This window comes from Chryseobacterium sp. KCF3-3, from assembly GCF_045865955.1.
Lineage (GTDB): Bacteria > Bacteroidota > Bacteroidia > Flavobacteriales > Weeksellaceae > Chryseobacterium.
In genome coordinates this window covers 468,021-494,291 of the sequence record NZ_AP035792.1, presented here as the reverse complement: position 1 = coordinate 494,291, position 26,271 = coordinate 468,021, and the positions used below count along the sequence as shown (strand labels likewise).

Here is a 26,271-nt window from a genome sequence, read left to right as displayed (position 1 = left end):
TTTGTCTATTTAGTAACGTAGTTAAGATGCATTGTCCTTTCATAAGCTATTTAATTTAATGATTTTTGTAGATATATAAAATCAATAACATGGGAAAAAAGTTATTTTTAGTTTTTCTCCTATTAATATCAATAGGAGGATTGAAAGCACAGACACTCATATTTGAGTATGAGATTGGAGGGAATCAGATTATCAGACAATACTGTGCCGCCTGCTCTCCAACGAGTAAATCTGTTAATAAAACAATAACAGATAAAGAAGAATTTCCCCCATCAGCTTATCAGGTCAAAATATATCCTAATCCAACAAAGGATGAAGCCAACCTTGTATGGTCTCCTGAACTGGGAGAAATGATTCAAAAAGTTGAATATGTGGCTTATAACTTTACTCAATACAGGGAAATTCCTTTTGACAAAAGAGAAAATAAGGTCACATTAGATTTATCCGATCAACCTATAGGAATGTATGTGGTTATTTTTCATTTGAAAACAGGGGAAAAGTTAACCTATAAAGTTTTAAAACAATAATTTAAATTCATGAAAATGAAAAAAAATATATACTTTTTACTAGCATTTTTCTTTCTGGCAAAACTATTGAATGCACAAGCTGTCGGGCAGACAACAGGTGATTTCTCTGTGTCTTCCACAGGGGGAGCCAACTATACTATACCTATTGCCAATCTTCCAGGTATAAAAAATGCTGTACCTAATATCACTTTAAACTACTCCAGTCAGAGTAAAAATGGAATTGCTGGCTGGGGTTGGAATGTTTCGGGAGCATCCTCTATCACACGAATTTCGGCAACAAAGTTTCATGACGGAGTAATTGATGCAGTTAATTATAATGATAAAGACAGATTTGCATTAGATGGTCAGAGATTAATATTGAAGTCTGGAACATATGGCGGAGACGGAGCAGAATATCAAACCGAAAATTATTCTAATATTAAGGTAATATCTTATGGTGTTTCTTCTTACGGAGCAAATTACGGTCCTTCTTATTTTATAGTGTATTATCCCAATGGAAATACTGCTATTTATGGTAATAATCCAAATTCCCAAAGTCAGCTTGAATGGAAAGTCAATCACATTGATGATGTAAAGTACAACAGAATAGAATTTTCCTACTTCAAAGACAATGATAATATTTATCTATCTTCTGTTAAATATGGCGGAAATCCATCTGTTGGATCTTATACTCCTGTGAACACTGTAAATCTTGTCTATAAAAATAGAACAAGAAACGAGCAAATGTATGTGTATGGAAATACCAGTTATGTTATTACCAAAGAATTGGATAAGGTTGAAGTTTTAGGAAATGGACAGCTTTTCAGAAAATACCAGCTTACTTATGATACAACCTCATTGGGCTACGAAAGATTAACCCAAGTACAAGAGTTTAATGGAAATGGGGAATCTGTAAAACCAATAATCTTTGAATATGATACTACTGAAAACGGAGTTATTAATAATCCTAATGCTGTTATCAGTAATGTTACTCCTGCTTATGATTCCAATAACTGGAAATATCTGGCAGGATACTTTGATAATGATGCTTCAATAGACTTCTTTACCTACCCTAATTCAAAGGATAAACTATATAGATTTAACTCAAGCCAATTATTAACAACCAATTCTAACGTTGCAGGAAACCTGATCAATATAGAAAAGTTTTCTGATATATTTTCAACAAAACTACTGTTAACCAATAATAAATTTAACAATCTTGATGCTGTTACTACGATTGGAACAGGAAGCATTGTTAGTAATCAGGAAGTCATAAAAGTTAATAATTATGTTTCTAATTCGAGTTATAGCTCTTTAGATTTAGTCTATACTAAAACCTATTCTTTTCCTGTTGCTCAAAATCAAAGTTGTGTAATTATAGGAGGAAATGATACGAGGTATGCAAAAATTCCTAAAAAATTCTTTACAGGAGATTTTAATGGAGACGGCTTATCAGATGTTATAGCACTTACGTTGCCATATAGTCAAACTTATACTTATTACTGTGGTAGCACTAAACTAGATCCTAATGGACGTCCCTCTCCCAATTGCTGTGAAGGGGATTCCACAATGGAGTATTCACAAGCGTATTTATTAGATTTAAATCCAAATTCTCCACAAACCCCTATAAACATTGGGGGAAACTATGTTGTGAAATCTTCTTCCAGAATTTATGTAGGTGATCTTGAAGGGGATGGAAAAGCAGATCTGTTTATTCTAAATGGAGGGCAGATAACAGTATATGGTGTAGAAAATAATGCACTTGTTCAAAAAACGGTAGTCAATAATTCTGTTATCAACTTTGATTATCCATCTTATTTAACTGATTTAAATGGAGATGGAAAGACAGATATTGTGATTCCTACTGCTGAAGGTAGCAGTAATTGGTTTCATTTAATATCCAATGGACAGTCTTTTACCCAAGCTACAAAGGATATTTCAATGGTTTTTAGAAAATCTTATGTTAAAAATACTTGTTATAATGCAGCTAATGGTAATCTGGACTGTGGTTATGTCCAACAGGTCATTTACTACAATTTTGCTGATGTCAATGGTGATGGTAAGGCAGATTTATTCTATCATTCTATTTTTGCTCCTTACAATTATGATGTTCCGGGAGGAGCTCAGTGGAATTATCCATATAATACGTATGGAGCTAACTACGCTATCAAAGAATTTGGAAGTGTAAAATACAACATGAGTAATGATCCGGATGGTACAGCTAATTTTTCAGGAGAGAATATGATGTGGAATAATATGTACACTTATAATGGCTGTACAGCTAATGGAACTCCTATGTTTTTATCCAATCAGAATATTGTAAACCAAAACTTAGATTATGCCTTTTTTGGCGGAGATAAAATAAAATATATTTCCTTTAAGAAAGACAACAGAGTAGATACTTCTTTAAAAAGAATAAAGGAGAATGACCTCGTAACAAATATTACGTATGATGCTGTTATGGATAATGGTGGTTCTTCCGGTACTTATGTTTCCGATAATTCCGAGCAATATCCAAATGTCAGCCTTAATCTTGCTCCATCCATAAAGCTGGTAAAGAAAATAGAAAAAAGTTTTAATGGAGAAATGAAGATACAGGAATACAGATATAAAGGAGCTGTAGTCAATATGGAAGGTTTAGGTTTTATAGGTTTCAAAGGACTTGCCAGATCATCAGTATATGGAGGAAGTGTTCAGCCATTTTGGACAATCTCTTTACAAGATCCTCAAAAAGAGGAGCTGTATCGGAAAGTTATGTACTAAAATCTGTTGTTGATTTTAACTCACCAACCTCATTTATATCAAAAACCATTAATAGCTATAATACATCTTTATCACCAAATAAAGTTTTTACCAATCTGCCAACACAGGTACAGCAGATAGACAATTTATCAGGTGTTACAACTAATCACTATTATGATATTTACGATACTTATAATAATCCTAAAAAATCAAGAATTGTAGTTACGGGAGGTGAGAAAACGACATTGATTGATTATGAAGATAACCCTTCGGGAGTTAGTAATCAATATTATATTGGAAGACCCACTAAGAAAACAGAAACTCAAACTTTAGGAAATGATATTTTTTCTACGGAAGAACTCTTTTCTTACACGAATGGTTTACTAGCTCAAAGTAAGAAAAAGGGCAATAATACAGATTATATCACCGAAGATTTTGTATATGATGCTTTTGGTAATAATATAGAGAAAACATTATCTGCTACTGGTGTTTCTCCAAGGACGGAAAAAAATCAATACGATCCTTCTGGTAGATTTGCCATTAAAACAACTAATATTCAGGGAATTTCTACTTCATATAATTACGATAGTGCATTTGGGTTACTGCTTTCAATAACCAATCATCTAAATCAAACATTATCATACACTTATGATGACTGGCAGAGAAAAGTACAGGATAAAGACATTTATAATAATATTACACAATATTCTTATGAGTGGATTACTTCAGGAGATTTTTCGGGTGGAATCAAATTAAAAGTAACTGAAGCAACAGGAGCGACTAAAGAAACGTTATCTGACAACTGGGGCAGAATACGTATAGAAAGAGGATTGTCACTCAATAATAAGTGGATAGAGAAAAGAACAGATTATGATATTCTGGACAAACCTTTTAAAGTAAGTGAACCATATTTTTCCACTTCCTCTCCTAACAAATGGACTATTACAGAGTATGATGATTATGGAAGAATCGTAAAAACCATATATCCAACAGGGAAAATCATTACTTCTTCTTATAATGGGCTATCTGCTACTGTAGTTGATGGGCAAAAAACACAAACCATAACAAAAGATGCTTGGGGAAATAAGATAAAAATGTCTGATAATGGTGGAGATATTAATTATACCTATTTTGCCAATGGAAGTTTAAAATCTTCAAACTATGCAGGGCACGTTGTAAGTATTGAGCAGGATGGATGGGGTAGAAAAATAAAACTGTCAGACGCCTCTGTAGGAGGAGATTATACCTATTTATATGATAATTTAGGACAAATCCTGAAAGAAGAAAACCCTAAAGGCAAAACAGAATATACCTATGACCAGTATGGAAGAGTGAGCAAGAAAAATGTTACTGGTGACAATACAGATATAAAAATCAATTATAGTTATAATGCCCAAGGGTTGATAGATTCAGAAACAGGAACATCCAATGGGGTAAATAACTCATATACTTATAAATACGACAATTTCTATCGTTTATCTGAAAGAGAAGAAAACAATGGATTTGCCATTTTCAAAAAACGTTATACTTATGATAATTTTGGAAGAGTAAAGAAAGAAATCAAAGAAACTCTTTATGGCTCTGCTTCCAGTATTGTTGAAGTTGAAAATAATTATGCTTCCTGTGGAATGCTGGAAAGTATTACTGACAGCAATGGAAAATTAATTTGGAAGCTGAACAATATTAATGAAAAAGTACAGGTATTATCTGCTAATTTTGGAAATGGAACAGAAATTAGTAATACTTATGATGGAAATAATTTTTTAAGTTCTGTAAGGCACAAAAATAATGTAAGTGGTATTGTCTTGGGGAATGATTATACTTTTGAAGCAGCTACGGGACTCTTGAAAAACAGAAATAGTGTTGCTGTTCAGAGCGGATGGTATGAAAGTTTTGAATATGATAGTTTACAACGATTAATATCATGGACTGATCCTAATGGCACACAATCTCAAACTTATGACAATTACGGAAGAATTGACAACAATAGTGATATTGGAGATTATAAATATGTAGATGGGAACAGATACAGAAAAAAAGAAATCAATTTAAATCCTTCTGGAAATGCTTATTACAGCGTAAACCAGTTACAAAAGATTTTTTATAATTCTTATAAAAGCCCTGTGAGTATTATACAAGATGGTTATGAGATGGTGAAGTTTGGTTATAACATGCATCAAACAAGATCATCTTCACAATATAATTATGATAAAAAGTTTTTGAAGTATGGAAAAAATAAAATTTACTCTGATGATAATACCGTTGAGATTGTAGGGTATAATTATGTAGGTAAAGTAAATGGAAGTGCTCTCAAAACAAGAATTATCACTTATATAGCAGGTAATCCTTATTCAGCCCCAGCTATGTACATCAAAGATTTTAATGGTTTTGGAGAAGTGATGAGTGAGGGAACACATTACCTGCACAGAGATTACCAAGGAACTATTTCTGCTATTTCAGATCAGGCAGGAAAAGTTGAAGAAAGAAGGCAGTTTGATGCTTGGGGCAATTTAGTGTATTTTGAAAAAGATGGAGTAAAGGTTGACCCTAAGAAAGCTGATTTACTAATTGAAAGAGGCTATACAGGTCATGAACATTTCTTTCAGGTAGGATTAATTCATATGAATGGCAGAATGTATGATCCTAAATTGCATACTTTCCTGTCAGTTGATAATTATATTCAGGATCCGTTTAATACACAAAGCTATAATAGATTTGGATATGTACTGAATAACCCTCTGATGTATACAGATCCCAGTGGAGAGGTTTTTGTTTGGGCTGTAGTATATGTAGCAGCTATTGTAGGTGCGATTATGGGAGCCACTAGCTATGTAGGTCAAGCAATACAAACAGGAGATTGGAGCTGGGGTAAATTTGGAATGTCTATTTTAGGAGGCGCTGTTTCAGGAGCTATTATGGGAACGCTAACCGCAGCAACTGGAGGAGCCGCAGCCGCGCTATCATGGGGAGCCATTGCGGGATATGCAGCAACAGGATTTGTAGGTTCTTTTATGAGCTTTAACTTAGACTTAGGAGGAGGTTTTAGCATAGGAATTTCACCAGCCATTGCTTTTGGAAATAGCTTTAGTGTTGGAGCAAGTCTTAGTGTAAGCTATAGAAAAGGAAATTTAAGCTTCTCAGCAGCCATTGCAGGTACTTATTACAATAAACATGCAGGAAGTGGTGTTTCAGGATGGGGATATAGATATTCTGCAATGATAGGGTATGACAGCAAAGATTTCAGCATTGGAGTTGGTACAAATGTTTGGAAAGGTGTTCATGCACAACAGACAGGAATTTTTAGAGCCGGAAGTGGAGATTTTTCTTTAACTTATGAAAATGACGGAAGTCCCTTTGATAAAGTGGGGGCAGGCATTTTAGGAGATGGACACGATAGATGGAGAACAGCAGCCATGACATTTAATTATAGAGATTTTCATGCTGGATTTAATTTATTTACTGGTGAAAGAAGAAGTGAGAGCTATTCGTATGATGAACAACATACAATGCCTGAACTTTTACATGATGATTATTATGGAAATCCAGATGGAAAAATAGGAATTGGCTTTGGAGCAAGAAATAAATATGGAGCAGTCCAAGAAATAGGACCAAGATATAGACTTGGAGCTGCTTACATTGGTTGGGGTAATTATAGAATAGGGATTGATTCTGATAGACATATAAGACATCCTATACAAAATATAGGTGCGCATTCTATAATATCTCCTCAGCCTGGTTTTGAAGTATTATCTGGTGGTGTGAAGCCATATTTTCAATATCAAACAATAAACCCTTTTACATCATGGTAAACAATAATATAATTAAGATGCTATTGGTACTTTCATTTATGATTTTTGGAAGTGGTGCTATAAATGCACAAAAATTAAAAAATATTAAATATTTTAATAAATCAGAGCTAATAGCTTTTCCGTTTAACAAAACATTTATCTGTTCAACTATTTATGAAGCTAATAAAGACTTAAAAAAAACAAGACAGATTGAATTAAACTATGATATGTCCATCCTCTTCAAAGAGGATGGCTATATTGAAGCTACCAACTTTGGAACAAGTAATAAAGATGGACAAACAGGTATAATTTATTCAAAAAAAGGAAAAATAAAAGTGGATGTAATAACCCTGCTATCAGACAGAAGCCACACAATTAGAACGTATAATTTAAAGATTATTGATGGGAATATACATCTGATAGAAGATAGATGGATTGGAGGAGATAACCTTAGTTACTTAATTTTTAAAACTGATAAATAACTTCTTATAAACATGAACAAACAATTTTAAAATTAAATTATGAAAAAAATAATATTAATAAGCTTTTTAGCATTAGCAACCTCTATCTCTGCACAAATAAAACCTAAGTATGGGTTTTCTGCCGGATTGAACATTAGTAGTTTTTCTGGTTCAGATAAACCTGATGGATTTTCTTCTAAAGCAGGATTTCATGTAGGAGGTTTTTTATGGAACTATCTGTCCGATAAAATCTCCGTAGATGCAGAACTGTATTATTCTCAAATGGGGAGTAAGTTTGAAACTACTGTTCCAACTATAGATAATACTACATTTACTCTTACTGGAAAAGTAAAGAATGATTACATTAGGCTTCCCATTCTTTTTGATTACCACCCAACAGAAGAATTTTCTATTGCATTAGGTCCTGAAATTGGGGTTTTATTAAAAAATAAAGTTGAATATGACAAGGTTATTAATGGATCAACCACGAGTAATCCTAAAAATGTGCAGCAGTTTGATGCAGGTTTGAAAGCAAAAGTTCAATATATTTTCGCAAAACATTATCTGGCTTCGGTGGGATATTATTTTGGAATGACAAAAGTTTATAAAAATACAGCAGTTTATCAGCAAAATTCAATCCTGATACAGGAAGCTCCTAAGATTTATAATTCTAATTTAGGTATTTCAGTGGGATATATTTTCTAGCATATATTTTAAGCAGCATTGATCCTGCCAATATCTGTTGTGAAAAAATTTCCACATTAAATCATACAAAACCCCGTTTTATCGGGGTTTTTATTTTTATTGTGTCATTTTGTCATAATTCTTCGAATGGTACAGATATTGAGAAATTGAGAGTGTAAATTAAATTAAAAATAGAAAAAATATAAAATATTATGAGTAAAATAATTGGAATTGACTTAGGAACAACCAACTCTTGTGTTGCTGTAATGGAGGGTAAAGACCCTGTTGTTATTCCTAACGCAGAAGGTAAGAGAACTACTCCTTCTATCGTAGCTTTTACAGAAGACGGAGAGAGAAAAGTAGGTGATCCTGCAAAAAGACAGGCTGTAACGAATCCAACAAAAACTGTTTACTCTATCAAAAGATTTATCGGAACTCACTTTAAAGATGATGCTTCTGAAATCACAAGAGTACCTTATAAAGTAGTTGCTGGACCGAATGATACAGTAAAAGTAAAAATTGACGATAGAGAATATACTCCACAGGAAATTTCTGCAATGACTCTTCAGAAAATGAAGAAAACTGCTGAAGATTATCTTGGACAGGAAGTAACAAGAGCGGTAATTACTGTTCCTGCATACTTCAACGATGCACAAAGACAAGCTACTAAAGAAGCTGGAGAAATTGCAGGTCTTAAAGTAGAAAGAATTATCAACGAGCCTACAGCTGCAGCGTTAGCTTACGGTCTTGATAAAAACCATAAAGATCAGAAAATCGCAGTATATGACCTTGGTGGTGGTACTTTCGATATCTCTATCCTTGATTTAGGAGACGGTGTATTCGAAGTATTATCTACAAATGGTGATACGCACTTAGGAGGTGATGACTTTGATGATGTGATCATCAACTGGATGGCTGACGAGTTCAAAGCTGAAGAAGGTGTAGATTTAAAAGCTGATGCAATTGCTCTTCAAAGATTGAAAGAAGCTGCTGAAAAAGCTAAAATTGAATTATCTTCTTCTCCTCAGACTGAGATCAACTTACCATATATCACAGCTACTGCTACAGGTCCTAAACACTTAGTGAAGACTTTAACAAAAGCTAAATTCGAGCAATTATCTGCTGATCTTGTAAGAAGATCTATGGAGCCTGTTGCTAAAGCGTTAAAAGATGCTGGTTTATCCACTTCTGATATCGACGAAGTAATCTTGGTAGGTGGTTCTACAAGAATCCCAATCATTCAGGAAGAAGTAGAAAAATTCTTCGGTAAAAAACCATCTAAAGGAGTAAACCCGGATGAGGTTGTAGCTATTGGTGCAGCAATCCAGGGAGGTGTATTAACAGGTGATGTAAAAGATGTATTACTACTTGACGTTACTCCACTTTCTTTAGGTATCGAAACGATGGGTTCTGTATTCACGAAATTAATTGAAGCGAATACTACGATCCCAACAAAAAAATCTGAAGTATTCTCTACAGCTTCTGACAACCAGCCGGCTGTAAGCATCAGAGTAGGACAAGGGGAAAGATCAATGTTCAACGATAACAAAGAAATCGGTAGATTCGATCTTCAGGATATCCCACCAGCACCAAGAGGAGTTCCTCAAATTGAAGTAACATTCGATATTGATGCTAACGGTATCCTAAGTGTATCTGCTAAAGATAAAGGAACTGGTAAAGAGCAGTCTATCAAAATCCAGGCTTCTTCAGGTCTTTCTGACGAAGAAATCGAAAGAATGAAGAAAGAAGCTCAGGAAAACTCTGCAGCGGACGCTAAGAGAAAAGAAGAAGTTGAAATATTCAACAAAGCTGACGGATTAATCTTCCAGACGGAAAAGCAATTAAAAGAATTCGGTGAGAAACTTTCTGCTGACAAAAAAGCAGCAATCGAAGCAGCTCATGCAGAATTAAAAACTGCTTTCGAAGCTAAAAATGCTGATGACGTAAAAGCTAAAACTGAAGCGTTAGATGCAGCTTGGATGGCCGCTTCTGAAGAATTATATGCAGCTGGTCAACAGCCGGGTGCTGATGCAGCAGGTGCTCAGAATGCAGGTGGAAACGCCGGAGCTGAAGATGTACAGGATGCAGACTTCGAAGAAGTAAAATAATTATTGATTTAATAATAAATAAATAATCTAAAACCTCATAAACTTTTGTTTATGAGGTTTTTTTGTATTTTTTTAATCCGTGACTAAAAAACGATATACTGATAACGAGAGAGATTTAAATTGAGACCGAAGTTTTTAAACGATATTTTTGTAAAATTGTAATCTAATTATAAATAGTAAATAAGTTTGAAACTATCCTTTATTTTGGTTCTGTTTTTTGTAACCGTCAGTGCACAATCAAAAAATGATTTAAATTCTGAAGAGAAAGAATATATTTCAAAGTTTATATACCCAATAAAAACTATTAATCCGGACGAAAGAGACAATAGTGACTTGCTAATCTTAAACAAACTCATTGGAAATTCCAAAATAGTTGGATTAGGAGAATCTACTCACGGTTCAAGTGAAATATATCAACTGAAATATAGAATAAGTGAGTATTTGATAACTCATAAAAATTTCAACATCTTTTCGCTCGAAGCCAATATGCCTGAAAGCTTTTTGATGAATCAATATATTCAGGAAAAAAAAGGAGATCCCAGAAGTATTTTAAAGGGTATGTATTTTTGGCTGTGGCAAACCGAAGAAACTTTGCATTTTGTTGAATGGTTAAAAAAATATAATGAAAATTATAATTCAAAAGTTTTTTTTGAAGGTTTCGACATGCAATATGCAAAAGGAGCGGTAGATCAAATAAGAAAAGTATATCAGGAAAATAACTTCCCCGAACAAGAGATTAATAACTTAGAAATAGCTCTAAAGGAAAATAACAGAGGCTTCAGAACGTATTCTAAAAAAGGTCAGAAAGCGATATCTGAGTATCTGCTTTTGCTAAAACAAAAAGCTGCCTCAATAAAAAATCAGGAAGAAAAAGTACGCTTCCTACAAAATGTAGACATTATTAGACAATATATCCAGCTCAATTTTATTAGAAGGGACAAGTTCATGGCGGAGAATATTAAATGGTTAAAAGAAAACCATTTGAATTCTAAAGTAATTGTCTCAGCTCATAATTACCACATTGCAAAATTAAATTCAGATAGAATGGGGTATTGGATCAATGAAATTGATGATACAGATTTTGTAAACTTTGGATTTGCTTTTTATGAAGGTACTTATTCTGCAAGCATTGATGGGAAAATCGGAACCTATAATTCAGAAACAGCTCGTCCGGGAACATTAGAATATAAGCTGAATTCACTCAATATTCCAATTTTTATTTTGGATTTAAAAGCAATTAGAAGAGATGGCAACAAACTTGGCCATTGGATATTGGAAGATATACTATTTCGTAAAACAGGGTCTGGTACGGATAAAAATGAATTTTTAAAAACCAATGTAGCGAAGTCTTTTGATTATTTGATATTCATAAATATGTCAACAAATTCAAAGCTTTTAAATGGGATTTCAAAATAAAGAAATTACAATAGACAGGACATGGGCGCAAAATCTTTTGAAAACACATGATTTACATTTGATCTTAATATATAAAACGATTACTGAAGAAAATTTCCAAAGAAAAATCAATATAGAAAATCCTGCTTGTTGCAGGATTTCTTTTTTTAGATCATCACAGTTTATTTGTGATGATTCCTTTTTTCTTAGAATATATTTTAAACTGAAAAATTGAATTTATTATTTATAGAATACGATAGAAGTAACTGTTAGTAGTTGTTTTGATTATTATTTTATTCTTTATATAGAGAATTATATATGTATATTGTTTTATTTTAAGTTAAAATAACTTAAATTATTCTAAAAACTTTCTTTTTATTTAGAATAATTATAATTAATTTTACAGCCTAAATATTTTAAGGGTGAAATTATCGTTATTAGCAGGTGCTGTTTTTCTGACAGCAGGCGGATTCTTGTCTGCTCAAAAAGTAGAGTTTTTTCATAATGGGCAACTCAAAAAGGGAGAACTCGTTAATGGTGGTTTGAAAGAGTGTAAAGAATTGCATAAGAAAGATAATTCTATGGTTCTTAAAGGAAAATGCCAAATCGTCTTCCTGAATGCCGACAATAAAGAAGAAACTATTATCATAAATGAAGGAGATGAGCTACAGCTTCAGATCCTATCTCCTAAAAACTCCTCCCGAGAAAGATCAGAAATCCGAATTGAAGGCGTACAGCTTACTGCAAAAAAGAAGCAGTTTTCCGAGATTTCAATCCAGCAAGAAGCCCTTCAAAACTTACAGTCTTTTTCTATTGGAGATGTTTTACAGCAGTTACCAGGTCAATATGTACAGCAGTTTGACAATACCCAGTTTAAAAATATCGTGTTCAGAACAGCCAGTGGAGCTTCAGTAACAGGTTCCGGAAATATTCCCGGAGGTGATGATTTTGGGAACAGAGCATTTGGAGTACAGCTGATGGTCAACGATATTGCTTTATCCAATAACGAAAATATGCAGAGCTATGATTCTGCCAACAGTGGGCCTTTTGGGATCAGTTTTAATACGACGACCAATGGAGGAAACCTGACACCAAGCCAGCCCAATTATGGGGTCGATTTAAGAGAAATTTCAACAGAAAATATTGAAAGTATTGAAGTAATACAGGGAGTTCCGGATGCTAAATATGGAGATTTAACTTCAGGACTTATTAAGGTAACAACTATTGCCAAAGCATCGCCACTTCGTTTGGATGCAGCACTTAGAGATGGAACCTATCAGGTAGGGGTAACAAAAGGGTTTAAGCTTAAAAATAACAATGCATTGAATGTATCTGTGGGCTATATGAACTCGCTGTCAGATCCACGAACCAGTTTGGTAGGATACGACAGAACAAATGCCAACCTCCTTTGGTCATCAAGAAGTAAAAGCGGATTTAGTAATAAATTTTCAGCTTCATTTTCTACCAATACCAGTAAAGGAAAAAGGGATCCGGATGATCTTGATGGAATGATCATTAATGTAGATAACAAGAGTTTTTCATTAGGAAATAATATCAGTTATAATTTTAACCGAAACGGAAGCAAACCATTTTTCAGAACGATAAGCGCAGACGTAGGGATTAGCTATTCAACACAGCTTACAGAGCGTAGATATTGGCTGAACCAAGGAGCCCGACCTTATGGAAATGCCACAGCAGATGGTGTTTATTATGCTCCTTATACACCGCCAAGTTACGAAAATCAAGCCTTTTCGGATGGAAAACCGCTTAATATTTTCACTGATTTAAGTGTAAACGGAAGTAAAATGACTGCCTCCAAATGGGTTCATATGTACAGTATAGGAGCGAATTTTAGATATGGAAACAACTTTGGGAAAGGGCGTTATGGAACAGCAGGACAGTTCACTACATTTAATTCGGCTGGGCAGGGATCCAATGGAATGAGAGATTTTAATTATCGTGATCATGTTTTTGCCACCAAACAATATGCATTTTATATTCAGGATAATATTACGAAAGCTTTTGCCAACAAACATATCTTAAGAACCAATCTGGGGCTTCGTTATGATTTGCAAAATTCATTTTCTACTTATTCACCAAGGGTGAATACCTCATACCAAATGGGGAAATTCTCTGTGAGAGGAGGTTTTGGATTGACTTCAAAAGCACCTTCATTGAATCAGATCTATACGGCACCACGATATTTTGATTTCCTTCTTGGGGATTACCGTTTACCAGGCTATTATTCAGCGGCCATCATGCAGACAGTAGTGACCCCTGGAGATAATGCCAATCTGAAACCTTCAAGAAGCTGGAAAACCGAAGTAGGACTTGATTACAGATTCCCTTTTGCAACAGTTAACCTTACTGCTTATTACAATCGATTATTTGATGGATTTACCACGGCAAGTGTTCATAAAATCATGGACAAAGCGAAAGTGAATGTCAATATTTCAGGAACAGAAGTGCCTACTTTCGAAGTCGTAGGAATAGAAAAATTTAATTACCTCCAGAATCGTATTGTCAATGGATACTCATCAGTAGATAAAGGACTGGAATTGATGGCCAGTTTTAAAAAGATAGAAGCCTTAAACCTTGTTATTGGTTTCAATGCCAGTTATGTAGAAACTTCCGGTCATAAAGACGAAGGCCTTTACAAGATCACTGCTCCAAAGATTGCAGATAAAGACTACGAGTATGGGATTTATAACGATACCAGAAACAAAAGTTCTATGGCCAGAGCAAGTTTCAGTTTTGACTACCACTTGGCTTCATCAGGTTTGATCATAGGTTTGAGAACAGATCATTTCCTTTCAGACAGAACACTGAATGGAGCTAATGATATTTATCCGATAGGCTATATCAAACATGATGGAACGTCAGAAATGATTCCGGAAAATGACCGTACCAATCCAAAATATCAGGGACTTTTCCTAAAGCCTTCCGACGAGAAACTTTCAGGTCTGTATAACAAAACCCTTCACAATGTTCATTTAAGGGTAACTAAAGATTTTCTGAGCGGTTTCAGATTATCAATATATGTAAGTAATGTTTTCAACCTGAAAGCATATGACGAAAGAGGAGCCGTATATGGCAACTTTACCTCCACTTCGTTTGGGGGAAATATTTCATACAGATTTTAATACTACTAAAAAATAAACATGAACATCATGAAACAATCAATACTATTGCTCATACTTCCTGTCCTTGTTTTGATAGGCTGTAACAGAGATGATGACTTTGGAAAGAATGAAATTAAACCTGTTCCGTTTACTGTAAATATCAAATATGATGCTTCAAAATATCCTTCCGTTGCAGATAAAGGAGTAGCGAATGTAACCGTTATTCTGAAAAATTCTGCCACAGAAGATCAGATTATGGGAAAAACAAATGCAAACGGGGATCTGGTACTGGATGCTGTCCTGCCGGGAACTTATAGTGTTCAGGCTGAACTGCAGCTGAAGCAGAATGAATATGAACAACAAATTGGGGAGGAAACCAGCTATGAAATTGTACATTTTGGAGGCTTCGATGAGAAAGTAACCATTAATGCCAATACTTCTTCAAAATTGGTAAGAATCACCAGTGGAAATCTTGGAGATCTGGTAATCAAACAATATTATTATGCAGGTTCAGATACTAAATTAGGAGCCAATTTCAGAGACCAGTTTATTGAGATTCACAACAATTCTGATCAGACTATCTATGCGGACGGTTTATACCTTGTATTTCTGGAAGGGAATACGAATAATAATCCAACTACTTATACGTTGCCCAATGGACAGTATGACTGGAGTAAAACTGCCGGCGGCGGATCTGCTGCCAATACAGATTATGTGTATTCCAATATATTCATTAAAATACCTGGAAACGGAAGCCAATATCCTATTTTACCAGGGAAAAGTATTGTTATAGCCCAAACAGCTATCAACCATAAAATGCCTTTTGACGATATCAATGGTACGGGTGTCGCTATACAGGAACCTGACAGAACGGTAGATCTTAGCCATGCAGATTTTGAAACCTATATGGGGGATTATAATACAAGCATTGGTAAGAAACCTTTTGCATGGGACATCCAGAATATTATGGTGCCGGATATGCTGGTGTCATACTGGAGTATTGCATCGAATGATTTAATTCTTAACGTCACTTCAATGCTCGGGCTGGGGATTCTGAGAGCAACTGATGCAGAAGTGGCAAGCTGGCAAAAAGTGGCATCGCCTAAAGCACCCACAGGAACTTTATTTCTTCAGATTCCTAAAAACTATATCATAGATGGCATTGATATTACAGACAAAGAACAAAAAGCCCCTAAAGATTTTCCGGCAGATATAGACGCTTCAAGAACTTTTATTGTTAACGCAGCGGGGCAGGCTGAAGCTACTTTTACCGGCTTTTCTGTAATCCGTAAAACAAAGGAAATGATCAATGGACGTGTAGTATTGCAGGATACGAATAATTCTGCTAATGATTTTGTAACGATTAAAGCAAACCCTCGAGGATATGCACAATAATAAAAATAAGACGATTAAAGTTGTTCAGCACAGTGTGTTGGGATTGGCTATATTGGGCAGTCAGTTCATCTATGCTCAGGCAACTCAGCTAGACAGTATTAATATCAGTTCTGTAGAGAAGAATATTAGGATCAATGATCCCTATATTGCATTTTTCCAGCCGATGGATTTCTCCAGAACAACTTTTCAATATTCTTCAACAAAACAAAATTTTAAAAGAGTTCAGACTCCTGAAGAAATTGGAAGTTTTACCTTTCAGTCTGAGGGAGTATATAAGCTTAATGATAAGATTGCTTTATCAGGAAGGCTTAAAGCAGACAAGACAACTGAAGACAATGTTCCTTACATCCTCAGTGATGAAAGAATTCTCAACTCTTCTTTTATTTACAACCCTTCTTATTATTGGGTTTCCCGCTCTGCAAAATGGCAGAAGCAAAGTTATCATATCAACGGGCAGTTTGCCTATAATCCTGTAAAACCGGTGATTCTTCAGTTGGGAGGAGAAGGTATTTATGCCAAATCTTACCGCCAGAATGCAGATCCAAGACCGAAAGTAGATGATTATAAATACAAAGCTTTTACAAAATTAGGATTGAAGTGGAAACAGCATGCAATTTTTGGAAAACTGAGCTATGTGCATCATTACAAAGGAAATGACATCATGTTTGTGAATATGAAAGGAAATGTACCTGCTAACGACAGCATTTATATCCGTTATAATGAAGGGTATGGTAATCAGTACATCGGCATCACCCAGTATAAAACTTCAGAATATAAAATGGGAGGATACATGTGGGGAGGAGAATATGCCTATAACACTGCCGACACTCATTTCTCTGCAGGTTATGATTATAAAAACCTGATTGAACGTTTCTACAGAGTTTTTGAATATCAGGATGCAAGCTATAACTGGCAAAAAGATTATACAAAATATTCCGGTTTAAAAACAAAACTACACAACTTCTATCTTAATTTTTTAGGGAATTATAATGGGAAAAAATGGGCTTCTATGGTAACATACCAGGATCAGGTGGATACCAACTATAATTATCCTTTGGATTACACCTCGTACCGTCTTGAGCAGAAAAATCTTTTCTGGCAGAATAGTGTAGTTTGGTTCAATCATAAAAATGAAGCATTCAAGATTCTTTTTGATGCGGCCTACGGAAAAAACAGGGTAAAGGATTTATCTGTAGTAATGGATAGAAAATTGTCTTTCTTCAATTACCGTTTTGGTGCAGAAAAGGAATTTGCTTTACAGCCTTCTCATAAACTGGCAGTCGGTCTTTCGCAAAATCTTTATGTACCTTTGCAAAAAGAGTTCGGTTATCAGCCCTACCAAAGTACAAAAGAGAATATCTTTGCAACCAAAATCGCTCAGCCGGATTTTGCCTATGATGCAACACCTAAAATAGGGCTTAATGTTAACGCAAGTTATATTTTTGATCAGAATAAAATCAGGTATGAACTGTTTGGTAGTTTTTCTCAAATGTGGCTGATGAACAGTACCTATAAAAATCAAGTAGACTACAATGGCAGAGCTAATCACGCTGCTCTGGTAGGATTGAATGTGTATTATTAAAAATAATGAAAGACAGATATATTGCTTTTCTGGCAATAGCCGGAATAATATGTTTACTGAGTTATACCTCTAATGACCCTACAGGATATACTGTGGAGGAGCTTCGTATGTTATATAGCAGCGGAGATCAGAGCAAGTGGCCGGCTCCTCATTTATTTGATGAAGCTAAAGAGGGCTTTAAGGATATCGGACCTTTGTCTGCAGTGAATTTCCCTGAAGATAATCCTTATTCCGAAGATAAAATGGAACTGGGAAAAATGTTATTCTTTGATCCCAGACTGTCCAAAAGCGGGCAGATTTCCTGTGCCAACTGCCACAATCCAGAAATAGGATGGTCAGACGGAAGCCGAGTTTCGTTTGGTCATGACAGGCAGACAGGAAACAGAAATGCACCCACGCTGGTGAATATTGGATATGCTAAAACATTCTTCTGGGACGGCCGTTCAGCAACTTTAGAAGAGCAGGTAAAAGCGCCTATCGAAAATCCGGTAGAAATGAATCTACATATGTCAATGGCGACCAAAAATATCAGAAAAATTAAAGATTATAAGCCTTTCTTTGTCAAAGCATTTGGAAATGGGGAAGTAACAGAAGAGAAAATAGCAAAAGCTGTTGCTACATTTGAGCGTTCTCTAATCAGTCCACCGTCAAAATTTGATAAATTCGTTTCCGGTAAAAAAGATGCTTTAACAGACTCTGAGATCAATGGTCTTCATTTATTCCGAACTAAAGCGAATTGTATTAACTGTCATAATACGCCTTATTTCTCTGACCAAAAGTTTCATAATTTGGGATTGACTTATTATGGAAGGAAATATGAAGATCTGGGAAGATATATCGTCACGAAAAAGAATGAAGATGTAGGAAAGTTTAAAACTCCTACACTGAGAGAAGTTTCTGAGAACAAACCTTATATGCATAATGGACTTTTCCCGGAACTGGCTAATATTGTTATGATGTACAATGCAGGCATGGGTAGAGAAATTCCGAAAGGAGATCAGGTCAATGATCCAAAATTTCCTCATAAATCAGGAATGGTAGAAAAACTGAATCTGACAGACGACGAAGTTTTCGATATTGTAGCATTTTTGAAAACACTCAATAGTTACAAATATAAAATGCGTCCTCCCGAATTACCTAAATCATAATCTTATAGTAAAACTCTTCCAATCGGGAGAGTTTTTTATTGGTAGAATGTATAGGAGAAATATGTGATGGAATAAAAGGAATTATTTTATTTAAATTATTCTCTAATGCTAAAATAAATATTTAATTATTAATATTTTATGAAAATTGATCAATGGATGAGGAGAAGTAGTTTTAATTTGTATATTTGATTTTTATTTAGAATAAATAAAAATATTGTTTTAGAAATAATTAATGAATACAGCTTTATCCATCTAATCCACAATTTCCACTAAAAACTATGGAACAACAAAACAAAAGAATCCTTACTCTGGATTTAATAAAAGGTATAAGTGTCATCGGAATGATCATTATCCATACCTTATTGGTGTATGCCAATGTCAAATCACAATATGAAACAGCCCTCGGTAGTTTTATTGTCTTTCTCGGAAGAGGAACTTCTATTTTCCTGATCTGTATGGGAATCACTTTCATGACTTCCAGCCATCAAAGTCTGAAAAGTGCTTTAAAACGAGGTGTTTTATTGGTGTTTGCAGGTCTGTTTATGAATTTTATGAAGTTTATGATCCCTGTGATTTTTAATTTTGCTCCCGATAATTTTATTCAGAAATACGGATGGCATGCCCCTATAGAACAGCAGTATGTATATCTTGTACAGTTAGGGGATATTTTACAGCTTGCAGGGATGTCTTTATTGTTCGTCGGGTTTATCAGAGAATATGTGAAAAATAAATATATCATGCTGGCTATAGGTTTATTCGTTGCATTGATATCCCGAGAGGTAAGCGGACTTAATCTTGATTATCCTGTGATCAATTATGTTCTGGATCTTCTTTTCAATACCGATTATCCTGCCTATGTCTATTTTCCTGTTTTTCCATGGATGGCTTTTATCATCATCGGAATGTTTTTTGGGAAATGGTTTCAGGAACTGAACTACGATACCAAACAAATATTTAGAAATATGCTCTATGTAGGGTTGTTGTTCATTGCCATAGGAGCACCATTAGTTTTTCTGTATGGAGATTATAATTACAATGGTTTTTATCATATGGGGCCTGGAGGTGTTATTTATTTTGCGGGCTGGACTTTACTGTTTTTATGGTTAATCAACACTATTACTGCCAACGTTAAAGAAAATGGTTTTATGCGTGTCTTAAAATACTGCAGTAAAAATTTAACTTCAATGTACATGATCCAATGGATTCTGATCTCATGGGGAAAAGGAATTTTCGGATACAGACAACATGAAATTGGATACGTATCAGTGCTTATCGTATTATATATTATTCTCACCTTTTCAGTCCAGACTTTGGTGGATATAGTGAGAAAGAAAAAAACATTAATTGATTTCGGTTCGATATCACCGGACAAAACAGTTTTAAAATAAAAATTCCGATCCTATTTTTTTTTGAATTATAAGAAACCACAGTAAAATTTTTTTACTGTGGTTTTGTTTTATCGCGTCTTAAAGTATTTCCACTTCTTCCGGTACAACAAAAAGAATAATACAGCCCTGTTCTGATTTCACAGAATGTTTAAAATTCGGTGGAGTATACAAATAATCCCCTTTTTCCAGACTGGCTCCTGCAATAGTTGCATCACCTCCCATGATAAACAATTCCTCACCAGCAGGATGATTATGATAAGGATAGCTTGCTCCCGCTTCAAATTTTAAAAGAATACTGGTAGAACGGTTTTTTTCAGGATCAAATTTTAAAGATTTTACAAAAATACCTTCATAATGAATTCCTTTTTCAATTAAAGGCTGCCATTCTTTCTGTTCTGTTTTTACGATGTAATCGTGGATGTTGGTGTTCATGATATTTGAATTTTAATTGTTATTGATGTAAAAGTTGGTCTAAACTCCATTTGTAACGGGAAAAGGTACTCAGAAGAAAAGCTCCGGCACTGAATGCAAAGACTGAATAGTCCAGAGGTTCTTTAATTCCAAAAGAAATGCTCATGGCTATTGCAAAAAATAAAGTGAGAATAGAGGCGTACCTTGCTGTTCTTTTTATCTGAAAACCCAGAAGAAGCAAAATACCGATGGAAAGTTCAGCAATGGTAGATAATACTGCAATAATGGCTGCCCACGATTGTGGTAAAAATGAATTTATTTCAGCAGTATAATGAACAAAATTTTTCCAACCGGAAGATTGTACTCCCCAAAGATTCAGTCTGCTTGCCACTGCTGACAAAAATCCGACAGCCAGAGCAATTCTTAATAAAAAAATGACGGCATCCTGTTGCGTTTTCATACGTATAATTTTTAGGTTTTAATTACAGTACAAAGTTCAGGGAAAGCCTTTGCCTAAAGAATAGACAATTCCGGAAAAAGCATATAATATTTGAGGGAGTAAGGAAGCTGGAGGATGGGAGTTAATAAGAGGCTGTAAATTTTTTTCTTCAGATTAAAACTCCTTTTTTTACATTTCCTTTACCGCCTTCTGATAATCTTTAGGAGAGCGTGAAGTATGTTTTTTAAAGAAATTTGAAAAATAGAAGGGATCATTGAAACCAAGTTGGTAAGCAATTTCTTTTATGGTCAGTTTTTCATAGAGCAAAAGCCTCTTGGCCTCAGAAATAATGAGGCTGTAAATCACATTCTGAGCTGTTTTATTGGTGTGAATTTTTGAAACCTCATTCAGTTTGGCTTCAGTGGTCCCGAGAAGATCAGCAAAATGAGAGACCTGATAATTGTTTTGAAAATGATCTCTTACCCTTTCAAGGAACTTTAAAAATAAAGCATCGGGTTTCCAGATTTCATCACCATTGGCAATTTTACTGCGGTTGATTTCCACCAATAGCAATTCAACCATAGAATGCGTAGAGATCAGATACTGATAAGGCTGTTCCTGAATTTCTTTTTCAATAGCATTCAATGTTTCAGAGAAAAATGCAGGATGTTGTACGGTAATCATTTCGTTCATTCCAAAATGACAGAAAAGTCCGTTGTGGAAAATAAGCTCAATATCACTGTCGTTTTTGCAGAAGAAATCAAGGGTGAATTCCAACGCAGTGAGTTTTCCTTCCACAGATTTTAACTGATGAAACTGCCCTGAAGTAATCGTTACAACCTGACCGGTTTTCAGGATGAAAATATTTTCGTCAATCAGAATTTCAGCACTTCCATGATGACACCAGAATAAGGTGTATCTGATGACTCTTCTTGGCTCAAAATGCCCTGACTGATGAGAATATTTTTTTATTTCAATCATTTTGCAGACCTGTTACAGATTTGATACTTCTATTTTTACACTGTGAAAGAAATTCCTTTGTTATAGGCGAAATTACAAAATGTTTAACTAAAATGATGGAAAACTAGAATTATATTGTAGATAAAAATACCTAAATTCGTTTAGATTTTAAACAAAAATTCAGAATGAAATACTCTAAAATTATTATCGTTGTAACCCTGTTACTGTTCCAGTTGGGAGCGGCGCAGGAAAAAGCAGATGTTGTCTTAAATAAAGCTTTCACAGAAGCTAAAGCAGGAAAGAAAAATGTTTTACTGGTGTTCCATGCTTCATGGTGCAAATGGTGCAAAATGATGGAAAAAAATATGGACCTTCCTGAAACCAAACCTATTTTTGATAAAAGATTTGTCACGGCTTATGTAGACGTTCAGGAAAGAGGTGATAAGAAGAACCTTGAAAATCCAGGCGGACAAGAGCTGATGAATAAATATAAGGGCGGAACTGCCGGACTTCCTTTCTGGGTGATCCTCAATCCAAAAGGAGAAGTATTGGCAGATTCTTTTGATGCTAAAGGAGAAAACCTAGGATCTCCAGCCACACCGGAAGAAGTAACCACTTTTATTGCCAAGATGGGTAAAGCCTCAAAACTAAGTAATGAAGAGTCACAAACTATAGAGAAAGTGTTTGTGAAGAAATAAAAATAAAATCCCTCCAAAATTTATTGAAGGGATTTTTTATTATATGAATCTGTTGATTATAATTCTTTATAAGAATATTCAATATTGGTCCATAAAACCTGATCTCCTGTTTTGATCATTTCAGAAGGAGTGGAAAATATATTGACAAAAATATTTTCGTATTGGGTGGTTCCAAAATGAGCACTTTTAGTAATCAATAAGGCGTCATGATCATCTCGGGGAACTTTTTTAACGTATCTGTACGTTCTTTTTAAAGTGAATGAAGAAGTGTTTTTATGGAAATCACCAATGTAAGTTGGCTTACTATTATTATTCTCTTGGATCATTACAGAATCATTCGCGATGGTAAAACTGTACGTAAAATCTGTAGTTGAGGTTTCTGATAGCAACTTGATGGTCTTGTTTTTAAGATCAAGGCTTATTTTTTCCCAAGTGGGTTCCTGATACAGACTCCAATAATTGTTGAGGTAAGATTCATCCGGAGTAGATTTTTCTCCTTTTGCCCCCTGATACAAAACTGTATTTTTTACAGCATAGCTTTTAAATTGAAACTGGTAAACATTTTTATCAACAGGTCTCGGATCATCAATTGTATTATCGTTGTTTTCACAAGAGATCAATGACAATGCCATCATCAGGGCATAAAATGGGTGTTTCATCGGTACTTTTTGCAAAAATAGGCCTTTTACACGGATTGGTGAAATAGAATAGAGTGAAACTTCCCTATAACAGGGCTAAAAAGTAAAAAGACGAAAGAGCAAATGTATGAATTCGCCTTTTCGTCTTTTAATTTCATTTATTTCCCAAAATACATCTGATCCTGCTTCTGTTGCTCATTATAAATGATCTGGAAGCTTACAGGCATATATTGGTAAAGAAGTTTCCAATGTTGGATTTTTGCATGTTTTTTAAAACTTTCGAAAGATCTTACAAAAAGGTTTTCAATCATGGTTCTTACATAAGAATTCCCGTTTCTGTAGATCCAGTCCATCAGCTTGATATGATGGGCAATGATATTGATCTTAGATTCCTGCAACAGGTTCTTCAGATAATTCACGGTAGCCTGCATGACCCCAGCGAAATTGTCCTGTACAGACAACTGTGTGATCTCATTGCGAAGTGGCGGATAGAAAAATTTTAAGTATTCAACAGCTATTTTTTGATTAATAGTTTGCATTTGTACTTTCATCATAATTAAGAATTTTTCAAACACTTTATATTGCAGCGAAATGTATACCAAAATTTAAAGGCAGGCTGCAAAAATAAATACACCAACTATCACAGCGATGTGAGTGAGTAATATCTCTGCATTGTGTCTGTTAGTCGTAGTTTTCCAGGTTTTCCAATCTGAAATCCTTCTGATTTTATTTTTCATAATCTATTGATTGTGAGTTATTTTGATTTTTGTTTAATTTAAACACTTTGTAATGAAACGGATAAAAAATGTAACAAAACCGTTATATGCCATGACTGTAAATTTGTCTGGAATACACCTTCTGTAGGTTGGCAGAAATATGACTAAAAATCACTTTTCTGTATTCCTCACTGCAGAAAGCGGTACAATTGTCCAGAGAATAGATAAAAGTAGTCTCAATAGCATTCTTCAGTACTGTATCTCCGTCAGTATAAATTTTGTCCATTTTCTGTAAACTTCTGAACAGCAGATTTCTGTCATTCTGGCGGATCATATTTTTAATACGTTCCGTAAACGTCCGGATAATGCTGTATGAGTTTTGAATGTTAATTTCTTTTACTTCCTTTTCAAAATCGGGAACCACATCGGTGATTTCCTTTACGGCTTGTAAATAATTCATTGTATTATATTTTAATTGTGATTGTGTTCAAGGATTTTGATAATAGCACCAAAGATGAAAATGGTTAAAAAAGCGAGAAAGAGCATATGGTAAGGCTTAAGCCACTTTGGAGTCGCTGGTCCTCTGCTTTTTAATCTTCTGAGCTTGTCAATTCTGTTTAATGTTTTTAAGTCCATTTTTCTATGTTTTCAAATGATGATGCCAATGATATTCCGTTGAAAATGAAATTTATTTAAGGTGTTGATATGTAGTATGTTGTGGTTTTGTTGTTGAATTTTTAAAACAAAAAAGCCTGTCAAAATGATAAGGTTTTTATCAATTTGAAAAATGAAAGACAAAAACTTATGTTACCTGTCACCACAAATGAACGGCTGAGAATTCCCCTCTCTTCAAAGATTAAATAATTTAGTTTTGTCATTGACTACGTCGAATCTTCGATTTCTGACGAAGGAAGAATCTTATTGAAATTCAATTCTATGAGATTCTTCACTACATTTCATTTCATTTCATTCAGAATGACAGAGGGTGGTCAAAAGAGAGTAGCATAAAATGACATTTTTTAAGTTTCGCAATAAGGATAAGAATGAATATCTTTGCAGTCCAAATATTCAGAAAAATGTTTTCAAAAATAATAGTACACAGAGTCGGAAATAAGATCAACGGAGATTCGCTGACACTTTCCCAGGAGGAATTGAAGCTGGAAGAAGGAATGGCAGAAATGCTTGAAGACTACTTTTTAGGTTCTTTTAAATCGGAAGAAACCTTCCATTTTTATAGTGACACTTATCTGGTCAATAATCCGGTGTACAGTGCTGTATCAGAAATTTTTGATGACAAAGCAAAGTTCATCTGGGAATCTGAGAATATTGCAAAACATCTTTTTGAAGCGGCAGAAAATCCAAGAGTTCAGAGTGGGGAACTTTTCATTGTTCTTTTTGAAGACGAAAGCGACCGTCCGGATAAAGTGGATAAAATCGGGATTTTTAAAACAGAAAAGAGAGAATCTTTCCTGAAAATTAATCCTGCTGAAGAAACATTTGATATTGAAAAAGATCAGGGAATCGGGTTATCTAAAATTGATAAAGCGGCTTTGATCTACAACAATAATAAAGAAACAGGATATGTACTTTCTGTGGTTGACAACAACAAAAACGGAGATATGTATTACTGGTTCGAAGATTTCCTGAAGGTAAAACAGCGTGATGATGAATATTTCCACACGCAGGAAGCTTTGATGGTGTATAAAGACTATATCACAAAACAGCTTCCTCAGGAATTTGAAGTGTCCAAAGCAGATCAGGCAGATTTCCTGAACAAGTCTATCAATTTCTTCAAAGAAAAAGAAGAATTTAAGCTGGATGAATTTGCCAGTGAAGTATTGGGTGACGAACATGTGATTGAAAGCTTTGTAAACTTTAAAACAGACTACGAACAGGATATGCAGGTGAACATCGCTGAAGAATTTCCGATCAGTGAAGCTGCCGTAAAAAAGACTCAAAGACACTTTAAAAGTATCATTAAGCTAGATAAAAACTTCCATATCTATATCCACGGAGACCGACAGAAAATTGAAATGGGTGAAGATGATAAAGGAAAATACTACAGACTTTATTTCGAAAAAGAGGTGTAA

The 26,271-nt window shown here is 34.6% G+C and carries 22 protein-coding genes; 14 read left to right on the top strand and 8 right to left on the bottom strand.

What is annotated here, in order from left to right:
* Nucleotides 1–89 precede the first annotated feature (89 nt).
* The 12 genes from ACKTTZ_RS02270 to ACKTTZ_RS02215 all read left to right on the top strand — a co-directional run bounded on the left by ACKTTZ_RS02270 (nucleotide 90) and on the right by ACKTTZ_RS02215 (nucleotide 20,319).
* Nucleotides 90–527, top strand: coding sequence for a hypothetical protein (locus ACKTTZ_RS02270; protein ID WP_407847150.1), 438 nt, complete (start codon nucleotides 90–92; stop codon nucleotides 525–527).
* Between the two features lie 15 nt (nucleotides 528–542).
* On the top strand, nucleotides 543–3,269 hold the full coding sequence (locus ACKTTZ_RS02265; RefSeq protein ID WP_407847148.1) for a SpvB/TcaC N-terminal domain-containing protein: 2,727 nt from the start codon (nucleotides 543–545) through the stop codon (nucleotides 3,267–3,269).
* On the top strand, nucleotides 3,209–7,057 hold the full coding sequence (locus ACKTTZ_RS02260) for a polymorphic toxin type 23 domain-containing protein (RefSeq protein WP_407847146.1): 3,849 nt from the start codon (nucleotides 3,209–3,211) through the stop codon (nucleotides 7,055–7,057). The genes ACKTTZ_RS02265 and ACKTTZ_RS02260 overlap by 61 nt, the downstream gene beginning before the upstream one ends.
* The gene (locus ACKTTZ_RS02255) at nucleotides 7,051–7,518 is read left to right on the top strand and encodes a hypothetical protein (protein WP_253317241.1); all 468 of its coding nucleotides are present in this window, start codon (nucleotides 7,051–7,053) and stop codon (nucleotides 7,516–7,518) included. The genes ACKTTZ_RS02260 and ACKTTZ_RS02255 overlap by 7 nt, the downstream gene beginning before the upstream one ends.
* 39 nt (nucleotides 7,519–7,557) lie before the next feature.
* Nucleotides 7,558–8,202, top strand: coding sequence for a porin family protein (locus tag ACKTTZ_RS02250; protein WP_407847144.1), 645 nt, complete (start codon nucleotides 7,558–7,560; stop codon nucleotides 8,200–8,202).
* Nucleotides 8,203–8,393: 191 nt separating this feature from the next.
* The gene (gene dnaK / locus ACKTTZ_RS02245) at nucleotides 8,394–10,289 is read left to right on the top strand and encodes a molecular chaperone DnaK (RefSeq protein ID WP_034699275.1); all 1,896 of its coding nucleotides are present in this window, start codon (nucleotides 8,394–8,396) and stop codon (nucleotides 10,287–10,289) included.
* Between the two features lie 186 nt (nucleotides 10,290–10,475).
* Complete coding sequence (locus ACKTTZ_RS02240; protein ID WP_407847142.1) at nucleotides 10,476–11,705, top strand: erythromycin esterase family protein; 1,230 nt, start codon at nucleotides 10,476–10,478, stop codon at nucleotides 11,703–11,705.
* A 401-nt stretch (nucleotides 11,706–12,106) separates the two neighbouring features.
* Complete coding sequence (locus ACKTTZ_RS02235; protein WP_407847140.1) at nucleotides 12,107–14,827, top strand: TonB-dependent receptor plug domain-containing protein; 2,721 nt, start codon at nucleotides 12,107–12,109, stop codon at nucleotides 14,825–14,827.
* 27 nt (nucleotides 14,828–14,854) lie between these two features.
* Nucleotides 14,855–16,201 (top strand): DUF4876 domain-containing protein, encoded by a 1,347-nt coding sequence (locus tag ACKTTZ_RS02230; RefSeq protein WP_034699423.1) that lies wholly within the window; start codon nucleotides 14,855–14,857, stop codon nucleotides 16,199–16,201.
* Nucleotides 16,191–17,783 (top strand): DUF6850 family outer membrane beta-barrel protein, encoded by a 1,593-nt coding sequence (locus tag ACKTTZ_RS02225; RefSeq protein WP_407847137.1) that lies wholly within the window; start codon nucleotides 16,191–16,193, stop codon nucleotides 17,781–17,783. The genes ACKTTZ_RS02230 and ACKTTZ_RS02225 overlap by 11 nt, the downstream gene beginning before the upstream one ends.
* Before the next feature lie 5 nt (nucleotides 17,784–17,788).
* Nucleotides 17,789–18,931 carry a cytochrome-c peroxidase gene (locus ACKTTZ_RS02220; RefSeq protein WP_034699287.1) on the top strand — a complete coding sequence of 381 codons (1,143 nt, stop codon included), beginning with the start codon at nucleotides 17,789–17,791 and terminating at the stop codon, nucleotides 18,929–18,931.
* Between the two features lie 278 nt (nucleotides 18,932–19,209).
* Entirely contained in the window at nucleotides 19,210–20,319 is a 1,110-nt protein-coding gene (locus tag ACKTTZ_RS02215; RefSeq protein WP_051934603.1) for a heparan-alpha-glucosaminide N-acetyltransferase domain-containing protein, read from the top strand.
* Between the two features lie 78 nt (nucleotides 20,320–20,397).
* Here ACKTTZ_RS02215 and ACKTTZ_RS02210 read toward each other — a convergent pair whose 3' ends face one another.
* From ACKTTZ_RS02210 to ACKTTZ_RS02200, 3 genes are all read right to left on the bottom strand, one after another.
* Nucleotides 20,398–20,751 (bottom strand): cupin domain-containing protein, encoded by a 354-nt coding sequence (locus ACKTTZ_RS02210; RefSeq protein WP_253318218.1) that lies wholly within the window; start codon nucleotides 20,749–20,751, stop codon nucleotides 20,398–20,400.
* A 19-nt stretch (nucleotides 20,752–20,770) separates the two neighbouring features.
* Nucleotides 20,771–21,190 (bottom strand): DoxX family membrane protein, encoded by a 420-nt coding sequence (locus tag ACKTTZ_RS02205; protein WP_407847134.1) that lies wholly within the window; start codon nucleotides 21,188–21,190, stop codon nucleotides 20,771–20,773.
* Between the two features lie 168 nt (nucleotides 21,191–21,358).
* Nucleotides 21,359–22,150: a helix-turn-helix domain-containing protein gene (locus ACKTTZ_RS02200; RefSeq protein ID WP_034699309.1), complete on the bottom strand. Its 792-nt coding sequence runs from the start codon at nucleotides 22,148–22,150 to the stop codon at nucleotides 21,359–21,361.
* 164 nt (nucleotides 22,151–22,314) lie between these two features.
* On the opposite strand from ACKTTZ_RS02200, the gene ACKTTZ_RS02195 reads away from it, so the two are divergent.
* Nucleotides 22,315–22,827, top strand: coding sequence for a thioredoxin family protein (locus ACKTTZ_RS02195; RefSeq protein WP_407847132.1), 513 nt, complete (start codon nucleotides 22,315–22,317; stop codon nucleotides 22,825–22,827).
* Between the two features lie 56 nt (nucleotides 22,828–22,883).
* Here ACKTTZ_RS02195 and ACKTTZ_RS02190 read toward each other — a convergent pair whose 3' ends face one another.
* The 5 genes from ACKTTZ_RS02190 to ACKTTZ_RS02170 all read right to left on the bottom strand — a co-directional run bounded on the left by ACKTTZ_RS02190 (nucleotide 22,884) and on the right by ACKTTZ_RS02170 (nucleotide 24,817).
* Nucleotides 22,884–23,486, bottom strand: coding sequence for a hypothetical protein (locus tag ACKTTZ_RS02190; RefSeq protein ID WP_253318222.1), 603 nt, complete (start codon nucleotides 23,484–23,486; stop codon nucleotides 22,884–22,886).
* A gap of 137 nt (nucleotides 23,487–23,623) precedes the next feature.
* A complete protein-coding gene (locus ACKTTZ_RS02185; RefSeq protein WP_047434374.1) occupies nucleotides 23,624–24,019 on the bottom strand; it encodes a hypothetical protein in 396 nt (131 codons plus the stop codon).
* Nucleotides 24,020–24,070: 51 nt separating this feature from the next.
* Nucleotides 24,071–24,202, bottom strand: a complete 132-nt coding sequence (locus ACKTTZ_RS02180; protein WP_262486817.1) for a hypothetical protein — start codon at nucleotides 24,200–24,202, stop codon at nucleotides 24,071–24,073.
* 82 nt (nucleotides 24,203–24,284) lie between these two features.
* The gene (locus ACKTTZ_RS02175) at nucleotides 24,285–24,641 is read right to left on the bottom strand and encodes a hypothetical protein (RefSeq protein WP_034699322.1); all 357 of its coding nucleotides are present in this window, start codon (nucleotides 24,639–24,641) and stop codon (nucleotides 24,285–24,287) included.
* Between the two features lie 11 nt (nucleotides 24,642–24,652).
* Nucleotides 24,653–24,817: a hypothetical protein gene (locus tag ACKTTZ_RS02170; protein WP_253318223.1), complete on the bottom strand. Its 165-nt coding sequence runs from the start codon at nucleotides 24,815–24,817 to the stop codon at nucleotides 24,653–24,655.
* Nucleotides 24,818–25,257: 440 nt separating this feature from the next.
* Here ACKTTZ_RS02170 and ACKTTZ_RS02165 point away from each other — a divergent pair, with 440 nt between their 5' ends.
* Entirely contained in the window at nucleotides 25,258–26,271 is a 1,014-nt protein-coding gene (locus ACKTTZ_RS02165; RefSeq protein ID WP_079242853.1) for a nucleoid-associated protein, read from the top strand.